The 16,467-nt window shown below is 69.3% G+C and carries 13 protein-coding genes; 6 read left to right on the top strand and 7 right to left on the bottom strand.

All coding sequences use genetic code 11. From position 1 onward, the window contains the following. Nucleotides 1-36: 36 nt before the first annotated feature. The 7 genes from gyrA to dnaA all read right to left on the bottom strand — a co-directional run bounded on the left by gyrA (nucleotide 37) and on the right by dnaA (nucleotide 12,458). Nucleotides 37-2,709 carry a DNA gyrase subunit A gene (gyrA, locus tag DDQ41_RS15845; protein ID WP_109295075.1) on the bottom strand — a complete coding sequence of 891 codons (2,673 nt, stop codon included), beginning with the start codon at nucleotides 2,707-2,709 and terminating at the stop codon, nucleotides 37-39. A 41-nt stretch (nucleotides 2,710-2,750) separates the two neighbouring features. Further along, nucleotides 2,751-4,826 carry a DNA topoisomerase (ATP-hydrolyzing) subunit B gene (gene gyrB, locus DDQ41_RS15840; RefSeq protein WP_109295074.1) on the bottom strand — a complete coding sequence of 692 codons (2,076 nt, stop codon included), beginning with the start codon at nucleotides 4,824-4,826 and terminating at the stop codon, nucleotides 2,751-2,753. A gap of 696 nt (nucleotides 4,827-5,522) precedes the next feature. Next, complete coding sequence (locus DDQ41_RS15835; protein WP_172607680.1) at nucleotides 5,523-6,098, bottom strand: DUF721 domain-containing protein; 576 nt, start codon at nucleotides 6,096-6,098, stop codon at nucleotides 5,523-5,525. Beyond that, a complete protein-coding gene (recF, locus tag DDQ41_RS15830) occupies nucleotides 6,095-7,219 on the bottom strand; it encodes a DNA replication/repair protein RecF (protein WP_109295073.1) in 1,125 nt (374 codons plus the stop codon). The genes DDQ41_RS15835 and recF overlap by 4 nt, the downstream gene beginning before the upstream one ends. A gap of 81 nt (nucleotides 7,220-7,300) precedes the next feature. Then, nucleotides 7,301-8,179: a phosphogluconate dehydrogenase (NAD(+)-dependent, decarboxylating) gene (gene gnd, locus DDQ41_RS15825; protein WP_109295072.1), complete on the bottom strand. Its 879-nt coding sequence runs from the start codon at nucleotides 8,177-8,179 to the stop codon at nucleotides 7,301-7,303. A gap of 139 nt (nucleotides 8,180-8,318) precedes the next feature. Further along, the gene (gene dnaN / locus DDQ41_RS15820) at nucleotides 8,319-9,449 is read right to left on the bottom strand and encodes a DNA polymerase III subunit beta (protein WP_109297758.1); all 1,131 of its coding nucleotides are present in this window, start codon (nucleotides 9,447-9,449) and stop codon (nucleotides 8,319-8,321) included. 1,239 nt (nucleotides 9,450-10,688) lie between these two features. Then, nucleotides 10,689-12,458, bottom strand: a complete 1,770-nt coding sequence (dnaA, locus tag DDQ41_RS15810) for a chromosomal replication initiator protein DnaA (protein ID WP_109295071.1) — start codon at nucleotides 12,456-12,458, stop codon at nucleotides 10,689-10,691. Nucleotides 12,459-12,841: 383 nt separating this feature from the next. Between dnaA and rpmH the strand changes: the two genes are divergently transcribed. The 6 genes from rpmH (at nucleotide 12,842) to rsmG (ending at nucleotide 16,284) form a co-directional block, all read left to right on the top strand. Then, entirely contained in the window at nucleotides 12,842-12,979 is a 138-nt protein-coding gene (gene rpmH / locus DDQ41_RS15800) for a 50S ribosomal protein L34 (protein ID WP_003956500.1), read from the top strand. A 21-nt stretch (nucleotides 12,980-13,000) separates the two neighbouring features. Further along, the gene (rnpA, locus tag DDQ41_RS15795; RefSeq protein ID WP_109295070.1) at nucleotides 13,001-13,372 is read left to right on the top strand and encodes a ribonuclease P protein component; all 372 of its coding nucleotides are present in this window, start codon (nucleotides 13,001-13,003) and stop codon (nucleotides 13,370-13,372) included. Continuing rightward, nucleotides 13,369-13,695 (top strand): membrane protein insertion efficiency factor YidD, encoded by a 327-nt coding sequence (gene yidD / locus DDQ41_RS15790; protein ID WP_109295069.1) that lies wholly within the window; start codon nucleotides 13,369-13,371, stop codon nucleotides 13,693-13,695. Before rnpA ends, yidD begins: the two co-directional genes overlap by 4 nt. A 3-nt stretch (nucleotides 13,696-13,698) precedes the next feature. Then, a complete protein-coding gene (gene yidC, locus DDQ41_RS15785; protein WP_109295068.1) occupies nucleotides 13,699-14,937 on the top strand; it encodes a membrane protein insertase YidC in 1,239 nt (412 codons plus the stop codon). Between the two features lie 14 nt (nucleotides 14,938-14,951). Then, on the top strand, nucleotides 14,952-15,464 hold the full coding sequence (locus tag DDQ41_RS15780) for a Jag family protein (protein WP_109295067.1): 513 nt from the start codon (nucleotides 14,952-14,954) through the stop codon (nucleotides 15,462-15,464). A gap of 103 nt (nucleotides 15,465-15,567) precedes the next feature. Then, the gene (gene rsmG / locus DDQ41_RS15775; RefSeq protein WP_109295066.1) at nucleotides 15,568-16,284 is read left to right on the top strand and encodes a 16S rRNA (guanine(527)-N(7))-methyltransferase RsmG; all 717 of its coding nucleotides are present in this window, start codon (nucleotides 15,568-15,570) and stop codon (nucleotides 16,282-16,284) included. Nucleotides 16,285-16,467: the final 183 nt, after the last annotated feature.

The raw sequence follows: 16,467 nt of genomic DNA, 5'->3' as shown, positions 1-16,467 counted from the left end.
ATCGGCCGATCCGGCGCCGGTGGCTCCACTCACGCTCTACTCCTCGTCGTGCTCTCCGGCCGAGGGCTCCGCGCCCTGGCCGATCCCTGCGGCCTCGGGGACCCCGGCCCCGCCGCCCTCTCCGGCTTCCGCGGCCTCGTCGACCCCTTCAGCCCCTTCAGCCCCTTCGACCTCTTCGGCCTCGCGGCCTGCCTCCGCGTTGCGCGCGATACCCACGACGGCGTCCCGCTTACCGAGGTTGATCAGTTGGACGCCCATGGTGTCACGGCCCGTCTCCCTGACTTCATTGACTCGCGTACGAATGACACCACCGGACAAGGTGATGGCGAGGATCTCGTCGGTCTCCTCCACCACCAGCGCGCCGACCAGGGAACCGCGGTCCTCCACGATCTTGGCGGCCTTGATGCCCAGGCCGCCGCGGCCCTGGACGCGGTACTCGTCGACGGCGGTCCGCTTGGCGTACCCGCCGTCCGTGGCAGTGAACACGAAGGTACCGGGCCGCACCACATTCATCGAGAGGAGTTCATCGCCCTCGCGGAAGCTCATGCCCTTCACACCCGACGTGGCGCGCCCCATCGGGCGCAGCGCCTCGTCCGTCGCGGTGAACCGGATCGACTGGGCCTTCCTGCTGATCAGCAGCAGGTCGTCCTCGGCCGACACCAGCTCGGCGCCGATCAGCTCGTCGTCGCCGCCGCCCTCCGTCTCGCGCAGGTTGATCGCGATGACACCGCCGGACCGCGGGGAGTCGTAGTCCTTCAGCGGCGTCTTCTTCACCAGGCCCGCCTTGGTGGCGAGCACCAGGTAGGGCGCGGCCTCGTAGTCCCTGATCGCCAGGATCTCGGCGATCTGCTCGTCCGGCTGGAAGGCCAGCAGGTTGGCGACGTGCTGCCCGCGGGCGTCGCGCCCGGCGTCCGGCAGCTCGTACGCCTTGGCCCGGTAGACCCGCCCCTTGTTGGTGAAGAACAGCAGCCAGTGGTGCGTGGTGGAGACGAAGAAGTGGTCGACGATGTCGTCCTCCTTCAGCTTCGTGCCCCGCACACCCTTGCCGCCGCGCTTCTGCGAGCGGTAGTCGTCGGTCTTGGTGCGCTTCACATAGCCGCCACGGGTGATCGTGACGACGATGTCCTCCTCGGCGATCAGGTCCTCGATGGACATGTCGCCGTCGAAGGGGACGAGCTTGGAGCGCCGGTCGTCGCCGAACTTCTCGACGAGGGCCGCCAGCTCCTCGCTGACGATGCCGCGCTGCTTCTCGGGGGAGGCGAGGATCCGGTTGTACTCGTTGATCTTCGACTGCAGCTCGTCGTGCTCCTGCACGATCTTCTGGCGCTCCAGGGCGGCCAGCCGCCGCAGCTGCATCTCGAGGATCGCGTTGGCCTGGATCTCGTCGATCTCCAGCAGGCCCATCAGGCCCCCGCGCGCGACCTCGACCGTCTCGCTGCGCCGGATCAGCGCGATGACCTCGTCGATGGCGTCGAGTGCCTTGAGGAGACCGCGCAGGATGTGGGCGCGCTCCTCGGCCTTGCGCAGCCGGAACTTCGTCCGGCGGACGATGACCTCGATCTGGTGGGTCACCCAGTGCCGGATGAAGGCGTCCAGCGACAGCGTGCGCGGCACCCCGTCGACCAGGGCCAGCATGTTGGCGCCGAAGTTGGTCTGCAGATCGGTGTGCTTGTACAGGTTGTTGAGGACGACCTTGGCGACGGCGTCGCGCTTCAGCACGATGACCAGGCGCTGGCCCGTGCGCGACGAGGTCTCGTCGCGGACGTCGGCGATGCCGCCGATCTTGCCGTCCTTCACCAGGTCGGCGATCTTCTGCGCGAGGTTGTCCGGGTTGACCTGGTACGGAAGCTCCGTGACCACCAGGCACTGCCGGTTCTGGATCTCCTCGACCTCGACGACCGCCCGCATGGTGATGGAGCCGCGGCCGGTGCGGTACGCCTCCTCGATGCCCTTGCGGCCCACGACCAGCGCCCCGGTCGGGAAGTCCGGGCCCTTGATTCGCTCGATCAGCGCGTCGAGGAGTTCCTCGTGGGTCGCCTCGGGGTGCTCCAGTGCCCACTGGGCGCCGGCCGCGACCTCGCGCAGGTTGTGCGGCGGGATGTTGGTGGCCATCCCGACGGCGATCCCGGCGCTGCCGTTGACCAGCAGGTTCGGGAAGCGTGACGGCAGGACCGTGGGCTCCTGGTTGCGGCCGTCGTAGTTGTCCTGGAAGTCGACGGTCTCCTCGTCGATGTCCCGGAGCATCTCCATGGACAGCGGCGTCATCTTGCACTCGGTGTAGCGCATGGCGGCCGCCGGGTCGTTGCCCGGGGAGCCGAAGTTGCCGTTCGAGTCCACCAGCGGCATCCGCATCGACCACGGCTGGGCGAGACGGACCAGCGCGTCGTAGATCGAGGAGTCACCGTGCGGGTGGTACGTACCCATGACGTCACCGACGACCCGGGCGCACTTGTAGAAGCCCTTCTCGGGCCGGTAGCCGCCGTCGTACATCGCGTACAGCACCCGGCGGTGGACGGGCTTGAGGCCGTCCCGCACATCGGGCAGCGCGCGCGACACGATGACGGACATCGCGTAGTCGAGGTAGGAGCGCTGCATCTCCGTCTCGAGCCCGACGGGCTCGATCCGCAGCTGCGGGCCCTCCTCTTCGATTCCGGTGGTGACGGGAGCGGGGTTGTCCCCGCCGGGGACAGGGGTGGTCTCGTCGGCCATTGCTGGTCTTCAGTCCTTTCGAGCGGTCAGCTGAGACCGACTCAGATGTCGAGGAAGCGGACGTCCTTGGCGTTGCGCTGGATGAAGGAGCGCCGTGCCTCGACGTCCTCGCCCATCAGCACCGAGAACAGGTCGTCCGCCTGCGCGGCGTCGTCCAGCGTGACCTGGCCGAGGACTCGGTGCTCGACGTCCATCGTGGTGACGCGCAGCTCCTCGGCGTTCATCTCGCCGAGACCCTTGAAGCGCTGGATCGAGTCCTCCCTGATCCGCTTGCCCTGCTGCTTGCCGATCTCGACGAGGGCGTCGCGCTCGCGGTCGGAGTACGCGTACTCGAAGTCGTCGCGACCCCACTTGATCTTGTAGAGCGGAGGACGGGAGAGGAACACATGGCCCGCCTCGACCAGCGGCCGCATGAAGCGGAAGAGGAAGGTCAGCAGGAGGGTGTTGATGTGCTGGCCGTCGACATCGGCGTCCGCCATCAGAATGATCTTGTGGTAGCGGAGCTTCTCGATGTCGAAGTCCTCGTGGACACCGGTGCCGAAGGCGGAGATCAGCGCCTGGACCTCGGTGTTCTGGAGGATCTTGTCGACCCGCGCCTTCTCGACGTTCAGGATCTTGCCCCGGATCGGCAGGATCGCCTGGTACATCGGGTTACGGCCGGACTTGGCCGAGCCGCCGGCCGAGTCTCCCTCGACGATGAAGATCTCGCACTTGGTGGGGTCGTTCGACTGGCAGTCGGACAGCTTGCCCGGCAGCGAGGCGCTCTCCAGCAGGCCCTTGCGGCGCGTGAGGTCGCGGGCCTTGCGGGCGGCGACCCGGGCCGTGGCGGCCTGGATGCCCTTGCGCACGATGTCCGCGGCCTCGTTCGGGTTGCGGTCGAACCAGTCGGTGAGATGCTCGTTGACCACCTTCTGGACGAAGGTCTTCGCCTCCGTGTTGCCCAGCTTGGTCTTGGTCTGGCCCTCGAACTGGGGCTCGCCGAGCTTGACCGAGATGATCGCGGTCAGACCCTCGCGGATGTCCTCACCGGTGAGGTTGTCGTCCTTCTCGCGCAGCAGCTTCCGGTCCCGCGCATAGCGGTTGACCAGGCCCGTGAGCGCGGCTCGGAAACCCTCCTCGTGGGTACCGCCCTCGTGCGTGTGGATCGTGTTGGCGAAGGAGTAGACACCCTCGCTGTACTGCGAGTTCCACTGCATCGCCACCTCGACCGAGAGCAGCCGCTCCTTGTCCTCGGCCTCGATGTCGATGACCGTAGGGTGGATCAGCTCGCCCTTGCGGGAGTTCAGGTACGTCACGAAGTCGACGATGCCGCCCTCGTAGTGGTACTCGACCGTGCGCGCCTTCGGCTCGGCCGCCGCCTCCGCGTCCGGGTCGTCCGCGCCGACGGTCGCCTTCGCCGACTCCCGCTCGTCCGTCAGCGTCAGGGTCAGGCCCTTGTTGAGGAAGGCCATCTCCTGGAAGCGGCGCGAGAGCGTCTCGAAGGAGTACTCGGTCGTCTCGAAGATGTCCGGGTCGGCCCAGAAGGTGACCGTGGTACCCGAGTCCTCGACCGGCTCGTGCTTGGCCAGCGGGGCGGTGGGCACCCCCATCTTGTAGTCCTGCGTCCAGCGGTGGCCGTCGCGCTTGATGTCCACCGAGACCTTGGTGGAGAGGGCGTTGACGACGCTCACGCCGACGCCGTGCAGACCACCCGACACGGCGTAGCCGCCGCCTCCGAACTTGCCGCCCGCGTGCAGGACCGTGAGGACGACCTCGACGGCCGGCTTCTTCTCCACCGGGTGGATGTCCACGGGAATGCCCCGGCCGTTGTCGACGACCCTGACCCCGCCGTCCGCGAGGATCGTCACGTCGATCGTGTCCGCGTGCCCGGCCAGGGCCTCGTCGACGGAGTTGTCGACGACCTCCTGGACGAGGTGATGCAGACCACGCTCACCGGTCGACCCGATGTACATCCCGGGGCGCTTGCGGACCGCGTCCAGACCCTCGAGGACGGTGATCGCGCTGGCGTCGTACGACGAGGGCCCCAGGCCCTCGCCGGTCCCGTCGGCGGCAGTGGAAGGAATGTTCTCGTTGGGGTTGCCGGAATCGGCCACGAAGCGCCCTTTCTGGCACAGCACACACCGTTCTCCGGGCAAGCGGGACCGGCTGCGTCGTTCGGCTGTAATCGACGTGTCCCGCACGGCGGCGGGATTCTCTACCAGTCTACCGGTACCGCTGACATGAATGGGGGTTTGCGGGTCCCTGAGTCCGCATGTGCCGCCCTCAACGGGCGGCCGCCGACTCCCCATATTCGGGGAGGCCCCCCAAGAGGCTCACGCGGGCTTTGAGCGCTTCGGCCTGTCAACCCCCGGCTACGGTGAGGGACACCCCGGGCGCCACACCGGCCCCACCGTGGACGAGGGTGCACCGACGGGTGGCACCGACCCGGGGCACGAAGCAGTGCCACTTGCACCCCGACACCCTCTGACCTGCGGTGATGATCGGCACCGGCCGACCCGGGCACCGCGGCCGGCCGGGGAAGCGGACCGGTGGGCGCGGCCCGCTCCCCCGACCGCAGCGCCCGGCGCGCGGGAGAACGGGGCGCCGCCCCGCGGGCATCCGGTCCCGGCACGACCGCCCACGGGCCGGGAACCGCGCCCGGGGCCGTGGCAGGTCGGGTCGCGGCGAACCGGAGACCGGCCTTCGCGTGTGACGCAGACCACCCTGCGGGGGCTTGCCGAAACGCGAGGCCTCCGCGAGGAGGCCGTGCACACGGACGCCTCCGCCGGAGGCGTCCGTGTGCACGGCGGCGAGGCCCCGGCCGCACCCGGGACTCAGCCGTAGGTGTCGCCGGGGCCCGTGCTGCCGGGCGCGCGCAGCGGACCGAAACGGCGGGCGGGACCGCCGGGCCCCAGAACCCTGATCACCCGGACCGTGCCCTGACCGAGGTCCTCGTTCAGCCGGGCCACGAGCCGGGGGGCGAGCAGCCGCAGCTGGGTCGCCCACACCGTCGAGTCGCACTGGACGGTGAGCACGCGCTCGTCCGGATCCTCGTCGTAGCGGAGCGGGGCGCAGTGCTTCGCCAGGTCCTCGCCGACGATCTGCGGCCAGCGGCCCATCACTCCGCCCACCGCCGCAGGAGTCTCCCAGCCCCGCTCGGTGATCAGCCGGTTGATCGCCGCGCCCAGCGGCAAGGGATCCCGGCCGTCCGCGCGGGCCCCGGACCGCAGGCCGCCACCCCGCCTGGCCTGGCGCTTCTCCAGCGCGGCCGCGCCCCGGGCCCGGGCCTGCTCCTGCGCCGCGCGCAGCGCCACACGTGCCAGATCGACCCCCGAGGGCCCGGGCAGCGGGCCCGACGGCGCCGACGGGGTGCCCGCCGCGGCGACCCGCGGAGTCCCGTTCTCACTCACGCGCGCTCCACCGCCCCGTCCACGACCCGGTACCGCGCGCCCGCCAGCGCCCCCGGAACGTCCTCGTCCACCGCCGCCGTCACCAGCACCTGCTCTCCGGGGGCCACCAGCTCCGCCAGCCGCTCCCGCCGCCGGGCGTCGAGCTCGGCGAACACGTCGTCGAGCACCAGCACCGGCTCGTTGCCCTCCGCCCGCAGCAGGTCGTACGAGGCCAGCCGCAGCGCCAGCGCATACGACCAGGACTCGCCGTGGCTGGCATAGCCCTTCGCGGGCATCCCGCCCAGCTTCAGCAGCAGCTCGTCGCGGTGCGGCCCGACCAGCGTCACCCCGCGCTCGATCTCCTGTCTGCGCGTCTCGCCCAGCGCGGCCACGAGCTGCTCGTACAGCTCCTCGCGCGACTGAGCGGCACCGCCGCCCGCCGACCCGCGGTACTCGAGCGCGACCGGCCCCCCGCCCGGCGCCAGCTGCTCGTACGCCTTGTCGGTCAGCGGTTGCAGGGCGGCGATCAGATCCAGCCGGCGTGCCAGCAGCTCCGCCCCGGCCCGGGCGAGGTGCTGGTCCCACACGTCAAGGGTCGACAGGTCCATGGCGCGGCCGCCGTGCCGCCGCGCCATCGCGGCCGACTTCAGCAGGGTGTTGCGCTGCCTGAGCACCCGCTCGTAGTCCGACCGGACTCCGGCCATCCGAGGTGAGCGTGCCGTGACCAGCTCGTCCAGAAAGCGCCGCCGCTCGCCGGGATCGCCCTTCACCAGGGCCAGGTCCTCCGGCGCGAACAGCACGGTCCTGACGATCCCCAGCACGTCACGCGGCCTGACCTGCGAGGACCTGTTGATACGCGCCCGGTTCGACTTTCCCGGGTTGAGTTCCAGCTCGACCAGCTGGGACCGCTCGCCCTGGGTGACCGCGGCCCTGATGACCGCCCTTTCCGCGCCCGTCCGCACCAGCGGCGCGTCCGAGGAGACCCGGTGGCTGCCGAGCGTCGCGAGATAGCCGACGGCTTCCACCAGATTGGTCTTGCCCTGCCCGTTGGCCCCCGTGAAGACGGTGACGCCCGGCTCGAGCGGGACCTCGACCCGGGCGTACGAGCGGAAGTCGGCCAGCGACAGATGCGTGACATGCATGGCGACGCCGACCTCCCTACGGCCACAGCCCGGTGCTCACTGCTCCACCGGCGGGCCGCTCCGTTCTCCGCAGTCCGTGGATTACTGGTTGCTCTCGACCGCGTGCCCGCCGAACTGGTTCCGCAGGGCAGCGATCATCTTCATCTGCGGGGAGTCGTCCTGGCGGGACGCGAACCGCGCGAACAGGGACGCGGTGATCGCCGGCAGCGGCACCGCGTGGTCGATCGCGGCTTCGACAGTCCACCGGCCCTCGCCCGAGTCCTGTGCGTAGCCGCGGATCTTCTCCAGGTGCTCGTCGTCGTCCAGGGCGTTGACCGCGAGGTCGAGCAGCCAGGAGCGGATGACCGTGCCCTCCTGCCAGGACCGGAAGACCTCGCGCACATCGGTGACGGAGTTGGCCTTCTCCAGCAGCTCCCAGCCCTCGGCGTAGGCCTGCATCATGGCGTACTCGATGCCGTTGTGGACCATCTTCGCGAAGTGGCCGGCACCGACCTTGCCCGCGTGCACCGCGCCGTACTCGCCCTCGGGCTTCAGCGCGTCGAAGACCGGCTGCACCCTGGCGACGTCCTCCTTCGAGCCGCCGTACATGAGCGCGTAGCCGTTCTCCAGGCCCCAGACGCCGCCCGAGACACCGCAGTCGACGAACCCGACGCCCTTGATGCCCAGCTCGACGGCGTGCCTCTCGTCGTCCGTCCACCGGGAGTTGCCGCCGTCGACGACCACGTCGCCGGGAGAGAGGAGCCCGGCCAGCTCGTCGATGGTCGCCTGGGTCGCGGCGCCGGCGGGGACCATCACCCACACCACCCGCGGGCCCCTGAGCCCGTCCACGAGCGCCTCGAGGCTGGGGACGTCGGAGAGGTCCGGGTTGCGGTCGTAACCGATGACGGTGTGGCCTGCGCGACGTATGCGCTCGCGCATGTTGCCGCCCATCTTGCCGAGGCCGACGAGACCGAGCTCCATCAGAAGAATCCTTACGGTGTGGCGTTTCGTACCCGCGTCCGAGCCTACGCCGGGGTGCGGGCACCCACCTGTGGGGTCCGGTGCTCATGAGTACAGGCCGGACGGGGGGCCGAGGATCCGGCCCGCGGCCGGGCCGGACTCAGCCGCTGAGGCGCACCGGCATGATCAGGTACTTGTACGCCTCGTCCGCCTCCGCGTCCACGGCGGGCTTGCCGCTGAGCAGCGCAGGCTTGGTGGAGGTGGTGAAGGAGAGCTGCGCGACCGGGGCGTCGATGGCGCTGAGCCCGTCCAGCAGGAACGTCGGGTTGAAGGCGATCGAGATGTCATCGCCCTCCAGTTGGGCGTCGACCCGCTCCACGGCCTGTGCGTCGTCGCTGGAACCCGCTTCCAGGATCAGCACACCCTGCTCGAAGCTGAGCCTGACCGGAGTGTTCCGCTCGGCGACCAGGGCGACGCGCTTGACGGCCTCGACGAACGGGGCGGTCTCGATCACGGCCACCGAGTTGAACTCGGTGGGGAACAGCGTGCGGTACTTCGGCAGGTCGCCCTCGAGAAGGCGGGTGGTCGTCCGCCGGCCGGCGCCCTCGAAACCGATCAGGCCCTCACCGGCCCCGGAGCCGGACAGCGCCAGGGTGACGGTGTCACCACTGGTCAGGGCCTTCGCGGTGTCGAGCAGGGTCTTGGCCGGCACCAGCGCGACCGCGGAGGTGTCCGGGGACTCCGGCTTCCACAGGAACTCGCGGACCGCGAAACGGTAGCGGTCGGTGGAGGCCAGGGTGACGGTGTCGCCCTCGATCTCGATGCGCACACCGGTGAGCACCGGCAGCGTGTCGTCCCGGCCGGCGGCGATGGCGACCTGGGCCGCCGCGGAGGCGAACACCTCACCGGGCACGGTGCCGGTCGCGGTGGGCATCTGGGGCAGTGCCGGGTACTCCTCCACGGGCAGGGTGTGGAGCGTGAAGCGGGAGGAGCCGCAGACCACGGTGGCCCGTACACCGTCTGTGGAGATCTCCACCGGGCGGTTGGGGAGGGCGCGGCAGATGTCGGCGAGCAGACGGCCGGAGACGAGGACGGTCCCGTCCTCCTCGACCTCCGCCTCGACCGAGACCCTCGCGGAGACCTCGTAGTCGAAGCTGGAGAAGCTGAGCGCGCCGTCCTCGGCCTTCAGGAGAAGGCCCGCGAGAACGGGCGCCGGCGGACGTGCCGGGAGGCTCCGGGCCACCCACGCCACCGCCTCCGCGAGTACGTCGCGCTCCACCCGGATCTTCACCGGAACCGCCTCCTGCTGTTGCTCGCTCGCCCTGCCGGCCTTCGTCGGCACACGGCTCCCCGATCGGTGGTCGGGTCCGATGCCGGAGAACAGTCTGACGCACGGCGCCGACACTCGGTGCGGCTCGGGGTCAAGTCGGGGCGGGAGGCCGTGGGGCGAGCGGTCCCGAGTTGTGCACAGGTCCCACTTCGAAGCGAGTTCCCCGGTATCTCTGAGTGGGAGTAGTAGTAGGGCCTGTGGAAACCGTGGAAAACCCCGTCTGCGCAGGTCAATAGCCGAATTTTATCCACGGGCCTTGTGGGCGGCACCGGTGGACAACCGGGGCTTGCTGTGGACACCGGAAAGTTCTGCACACCCCGTACACAGGCCGGGGGGACTTCTCCCCAGCGCCGTCCCCAGCTTTACCCAGGTTTCCCACAGCCCAACCCGGCACCCTGATGTGACGCCTTTCACTCGGCTCAGTGAGTTCGGGCGTTTCGTTGCCGAACAGTGGACAAGCATGTGGAGAAGCTGTGGGCAACCTGGCCGAGCCTGTGGGCAGGGTGGGGACAACTCCGATACCGCCCTGTGGAGTACTCCTGTGTCCACAGCCTGTGGAGTGCGGTTGGCCACAAATCCACACCCTGCTGACCAGCCATGACCATGCTCAGGGCATCCCCGCTGTGGATGAGATCTGGACAACTCACAGGTCCCCAGGCTGTGGACGGACGATTCGCCCCGCGTCTGTGGAGAACGGCCGCATCGCGGCGTCCGTTCGAACAGTCCCCGGCACCCGGAGCGCTGGCGCGGCGGCCGTCGGAGCGGCGGTCCAGGCGAGCACGGCGAGACGGTGCGCACGGCGAGGTCCGGATACGGCGAGGGTGCCTGGGGTGCCCGGGGGCAGGCCGAGTGGACACCGAGGGGGAACCGAGTGGACACCGAGGGGGAGGGCAAGGGGCGCCGAAGGGGGGCGGAAGCGGTGCAGAGGCGCGCCGAAGGACCCTTCGGGAGGTGTCCGCGTCCAGAGCGTCCGCACGATCGCCGTGCGCCGATCGGGGTAGTGCGGACGGGCGGGTGGCGGCGCCGGCCGTGCCGCCCCGTGGCGAGCAGGCTGTGCGGGTGCGGGTGCGGGTGCCGGGGCGGAACGGGGCTGCCCGCTGTCGCCCCACTCGCGGGGGAGCCTTGTGCTCGCTGTGCCGGTACGCGGCGGCTCGAGCGTGTCAGCCCCGCCGCGTGCGGCGGGCCGGGGCCCGCCCGGACTCAGCCGTTCTTGATCCGGTTGGTGAGTTCGGTGACCTGGTTGTAGATGGAGCGGCGCTCGGCCATCAGCGCGCGGATCTTGCGGTCCGCGTGCATCACCGTGGTGTGGTCCCGCCCGCCGAACTGCGCACCGATCTTCGGCAGTGACAGATCCGTGAGCTCCCGGCACAGATACATGGCGATCTGGCGCGCGGTGACGAGGACGCGGCTGCGTGAGGACCCGCAGAGGTCCTCCACCGTCAGCCCGAAGTAGTCGGCGGTGGCCGCCATGATCGCGCTCGCGGTGATCTCCGGGGCGGTGTCCTCGCCGCCCGGAATGAGGTCCTTCAGCACGATCTCGGTGAGTCCGAGATCCACCGGCTGCCGGTTCAGGCTCGCGAATGCGGTGACCCGGATCAGCGCGCCCTCCAGTTCGCGGATGTTCCGCGAGATCCGTGACGCGATGAACTCCAGCACCTCAGGAGGGGCGTTGAGCTGCTCCTGTACCGCCTTCTTGCGCAGGATCGCGATGCGGGTCTCCAGCTCCGGAGGCTGCACATCGGTGGTGAGCCCCCACTCGAAGCGGTTCCGGAGCCGGTCCTCCAGGGTCATCAGCTGCTTGGGCGGCCGGTCGGAGGACAGCACGATCTGCTTGTTGGCGTTGTGGAGCGTGTTGAAGGTGTGGAAGAACTCCTCCTGGGTCGACTCCTTGCTCGCGAGGAACTGGATGTCGTCGACGAGCAGGATGTCCACATCGCGGTAGCGCTTGCGGAAGGCGTCGCCCTTGCCGTCGCGGATGGAGTTGATGAACTCGTTGGTGAACTCCTCCGAGCTCACGTACCGGACCCGGGTGCCGGGATAGAGGCTGCGCGCATAGTGCCCGATGGCATGCAGCAGATGGGTCTTGCCGAGCCCCGACTCCCCGTAGATGAAGAGCGGGTTGTAGGCCTTCGCCGGGGCCTCGGCGACCGCGACGGCGGCCGCGTGGGCGAACCGGTTGGACGCGCCGATGACAAAGGTGTCGAAGAGGTACTTGGGGTTCAGCCGGGCGTGCGGCTCACCGGGGCCCGGGGCCGGGGCGGGCTGCGCGCCGAGCGGCCCGGTTGCACCGCCGGCACCAGGCCCCGGAACCGGTACGCCGCCGTGCCGCGCGGGCTCCGGGAGGTCCGGCCGGTCGGGTCGCTGGTGGCCGTACTGCCCGCGGTCGGGCATGGGCGAGCGGTAGTCGTGCTGCGGCTGCCGGGGGCGTGCCGTGGCGTAGGGGTCGCGCTCCTGGAAGCCGCCGAGCCGCGTCTGCTGCCAGGACAGGTCCTCCTGGGCGCGCGGCCAGGCGCCGGGCTCCGGGCGCTGTTGCTGGTACTCGGGGTAGGCGGGGCGGACGCTCGGCAGTCCGTCGTCCCCTCCGGGCCGATGGCCGTACCCGTCGTAGGCGTCGCTGTGGCGCGGCTCGTCGTGCTGCGGACCCGGGTAGCGGGGAGGCTGCTGCGCGGACGGTGCGGGCGCGGCGGCCGGCTCGGCGGAGGAGTCGTCGACGGTGATGGCGATCCGGATCGGGCGTCCGCACTCACGGCTGAGGGTGTCGCTGATCAGCGGTGCCAGCCGGCCCTCGAGAACGCGTTTGCCCCATTCGTTGGGGACGGCGAGGAGCGCGGTGTCGGCCACCAGCGCCAGCGGTTGGCAGCGCTCGACCCACTGCTTGTCCTTGGGCTCGATGCCCTGCTGGCCCTCTCCGAGAAGCTGCTCCAGCACGCGTGGCCACACTGCGGCAAGATCGGCAGGTACGTCAGCCACGAGGCACGCTCTCTCACAGGTCCCACGAATTATGTGGTTCTCGGGACGGGTCGGTCAGGCCCGGCAGGCGGGTAGGAAAGGAATTCGAGTCCAGCCACGGTAGTCAGGGCGGCCGGTGCGGTTCAAGTTGTTGTCCACAGCCTGTGTACAGTCGGCGCCGCAGTGACCCTGGTTTGACCGGATGGCGTAGCCGCGCGTACCGTAACCAGGTCGAGTTGTCGATGGCTGCTGCCGCCTGCCTCCGATGGGCAAAGATCACGATCAGTGGAGCACGATCGGTGATCGTGAAGCGGTGCACTCGGGCGTATTGCGAGCTACTCGTGGGCGCACGGTGACAGCCAGGCGATGCCCCGCCACCCACACATCATTTCTGGAGCCCCCGAGTGAGCAAGCGCACCTTCCAGCCGAACAACCGTCGTCGCGCGAAGACCCACGGCTTCCGGCTGCGGATGCGCACCCGTGCCGGCCGCGCGATTCTCGCGTCCCGCCGCAGCAAGGGTCGCGCCCGTCTGTCCGCCTGATCTGCAGCACAAGGTCATGACGTGCTGCCTACCGACAATCGGCTGAGGCGGCGCGAGGACTTCGCGACCGCGGTACGCCGGGGACGCCGGGCCGGACGCCCGCTTCTCGTCGTCCATCTTCGCAGCGGTTCAACGGACCCGCACGCGTCTGGGGAGAGCGCTCCCCCGACACGTGCGGGTTTCGTCGTGAGCAAGGCGGTGGGTGGTGCGGTCGTGCGGAACCGGGTGAAGCGGAGACTTCGCCATCTGATGCGCGAACGACTGTCCGAGCTCCCCCCCGGTAGCCTGGTGGTCGTACGGGCGCTGCCCGGAGCGGGCGACGCCGATCATGCACAGCTGGCCCGAGACCTGGACGCCGCTCTCCAGCGGCTGCTGGGAAGGGGCGCGCGATGAAGTACCCGCTGCTGGCTCTGATCAAGCTGTACCAGTGGACGATCAGCCCGCTGCTGGGACCCGTCTGCCGGTACTACCCGTCGTGCTCCCACTACGGGTACACCGCGATCGACCGGCACGGCGCCGTGAAGGGCACGGCGCTGACTGCCTGGCGCATCCTGCGGTGCAATCCGTGGTCGCCCGGCGGTGTGGACCATGTCCCTCCCCGTAAACGACCTCGTTGGCACGAGCTGCTGCGCGACCACCTGCGCGGCGGCAAGGGCGGGCAACCCCCTGAGACCAGCCCGGCCGCAGAGACCTCGCCCAATGCTCAAGGAGCCTGATTAGTGGACACGATTGCCAGTCTGTTCAGCTTTATCACCACACCCGTCTCCTGGATCATCGTCCAGTTCCACAAGCTGTACGGTGCGCTCTTCGGCCCGGACACGGGCTGGGCATGGGGACTGTCCATCGTGTCCCTGGTGGTGGTCATCCGTATCTGCCTGATCCCGCTCTTCGTGAAGCAGATCAAGTCGATGCGGAACATGCAGGCGCTCCAGCCCAAGATGAAGGCGATCCAGGAGCGCTACAAGAACGACCGCCAGCGTCAGTCCGAAGAGATGATGAAGCTGTACAAGGACACGGGTACCAACCCGCTGTCCTCGTGCCTTCCGATCCTGGCGCAGTCGCCGTTCTTCTTCGCGCTGTACCACGTGCTGAGCAAGATCGCTTCGGGTGACACGATCGGTGTCCTCAACCAGCAGCTGGTGGACAGCGCGCGTGAGGCACGGATCTTCGGGGCCCCGATCGCAGCCACGTTCATGGACGCCGACAAGGCCGCGGCGCTGGGCGCTTCCGTGACCGATGTCCGTGTCGTCACCGCGGTCATGATCATCCTGATGTCGGCGTCGCAGTTCTTCACACAGCGCCAGCTGATGCAGAAGAACGTCGACCTCACGGTCAAGACGCCGTACATGCAGCAGCAGAAGATGCTGATGTACATCTTCCCGCTCATCTTCGCCGTGACGGGCATCCACTTCCCCGTCGGTGTTCTCGTCTACTGGCTGACCACCAACGTGTGGACCATGGGCCAGCAGATGTATGTGATCAACCAGAACCCGACCCCGGGTTCCAAGGCCCAGGACAACTATCTGCAGCGCCTGCTGAAGAGTGTCACGGCTCACGGTGAGGTTCGCGGGCGCCGCAGGCGCATGGTCGTCCAGGCCATCGTCGCCAAGGGAACCGACCGGAACGAGAACGAGCGCCGGTTCTTCGCGGGACTGGCCAAGGCGGGCTTGGCCGCTCAGCCGGACGGCTCCGTGATCAAGAGCGACACGGTCACGGTGGACGCCGAGGGTGGTTCCGCGGGTCGCCGGCAGCAGCCCAAGCGCCAGAGCAAGGCCCAGCGCCAGTCGGGCGGCGCTCACCAGACCGGTGCGGCCAAGCCTTCGCTGGAGAAGCAGGCCGAGCCGAAGGACAGCGTCCCCGAGCCGGCGGGGAACACATCCCCCGGTTCTCCCCGTCAAGCCAAGTCCGGACAGCGCAAGGGCTCGCAGCGGCCCAAGCACCCCTCGTCCAAGAAGTAAGAAGGAGTCCATCCGTGACGGAAGGCACCACCTCCGCCGCCGCCGAGGGTGGCGACACCCTGACCCGCCTGGAGCAGGAGGGGGAGATCGCCGCTGACTACCTCGAGGGCCTGCTCGACATCGCCGACCTCGACGGCGACATCGACATGGATGTCGAGGCGGACCGGGCCTCGGTATCGATCATCAGCGACACGGGCAGCCGTGACCTGCAGAAGCTCGTGGGACGCGACGGTGAGGTGCTGGAGGCACTCCAGGAGCTGACCCGGCTCGCCGTCCACCGGGAAACCGGGGACCGCAGCCGTCTGATGCTGGACATCGCCGGCTACCGCGCCACCAAGCGCGCGGAACTCGCGGAACTCGGGGCCAAGGCGGCCGCCGACGTCAAGAGCACAGGCGGGCCTGTGAAGCTGAAGCCCATGACCCCGTTCGAGCGGAAGGTCGTTCACGACGCGGTCGCGGCCGCCGGCCTGCGCAGTGAGTCCGAGGGCGAGGAGCCGCAGCGCTTCGTCGTCGTTCTCCCTGCCTGATCTCACAGCAGCTGTCGGCCCCGTCTGTTCGCAGGCGGGGCCGAATTTTGTCAGCCTGATAACTCGGCACCACAGCGCGGTGCGGTACGGAAGGACGGTTCCGGTGACGGAGGCAGCAGAGCTCCCCCAGGCGCCAGCAGAGGCGCGGACGGTGTTCGGTGAGTTCTTCCCCGAGGCGGTCAGGTACGCGGAGCTGCTCGCGGATGCGGGAGTCAAGCGAGGCCTGATCGGTCCTCGTGAGGTGCCGCGGCTGTGGGAGCGGCATCTGCTGAACTGCGCGGTGCTCTCCGAGGTCGTTCCGCAGGGGGTGACGGTGTGCGACGTGGGTTCCGGCGCGGGGCTGCCGGGCATTCCGCTGGCTCTCGTCCGCCCCGATCTGAAGATCACGCTGTTGGAGCCGCTTCTGCGTCGTACGAACTTTCTTCAGGAAGTCGTCGAGCTGCTGGGCCTGGACCATGTCACGGTGGCCCGCGGGCGAGCCGAGGAAATGCTCGGCAAGCTGCCCGCGGTGCATGTGGTCACCGCGCGGGCCGTGGCGCCACTGGACCGGCTCGCCGGATGGGGAGTGCCGCTGCTTCGCCCCTATGGGGAGATGCTGGCTCTCAAGGGTGATACCGCCCAGGAGGAGCTCGACGGGGCCCGGGCGGCTCTGAGCAAACTCGGTGTCGTGGAGACCTCTGTGGTCCACGTGGGAGAAGGGGTCGTCGACCCCATGTCAACGGTGGTCCGTGTGGAGGTCGGGGAGAGCCCCGGCGGGGTGCGGTTCGCTGCGAAGCGAGCCAAGGCTGCCCGGGCCGGTCGCGCCCGCCGTCGCCGTTAGGCCGCCGCTGTCCGTTCGCGGCCCGGTGTCCCCGGTATGCACGCATCGCGGAGTGTCGCGGTGATGTGACCTTGTGTTGTGTGCATCGTGTTTCACGTGAAACGTCGCTCACTGCTGCAGGGAATCATCAGCCGTGGCCGTGCGGCTGCCGCGCCCCGGGACCGCAAGCCGCTTGCGAGGGTT

It is taken from the genome of Streptomyces spongiicola, from assembly GCF_003122365.1.
Taxonomy (GTDB): Bacteria; Actinomycetota; Actinomycetes; order Streptomycetales; family Streptomycetaceae; genus Streptomyces; species Streptomyces spongiicola.
The sequence above is the reverse complement of the archived record's forward strand: the minus strand, read 5'-3'. Positions and strand labels throughout refer to the sequence as shown.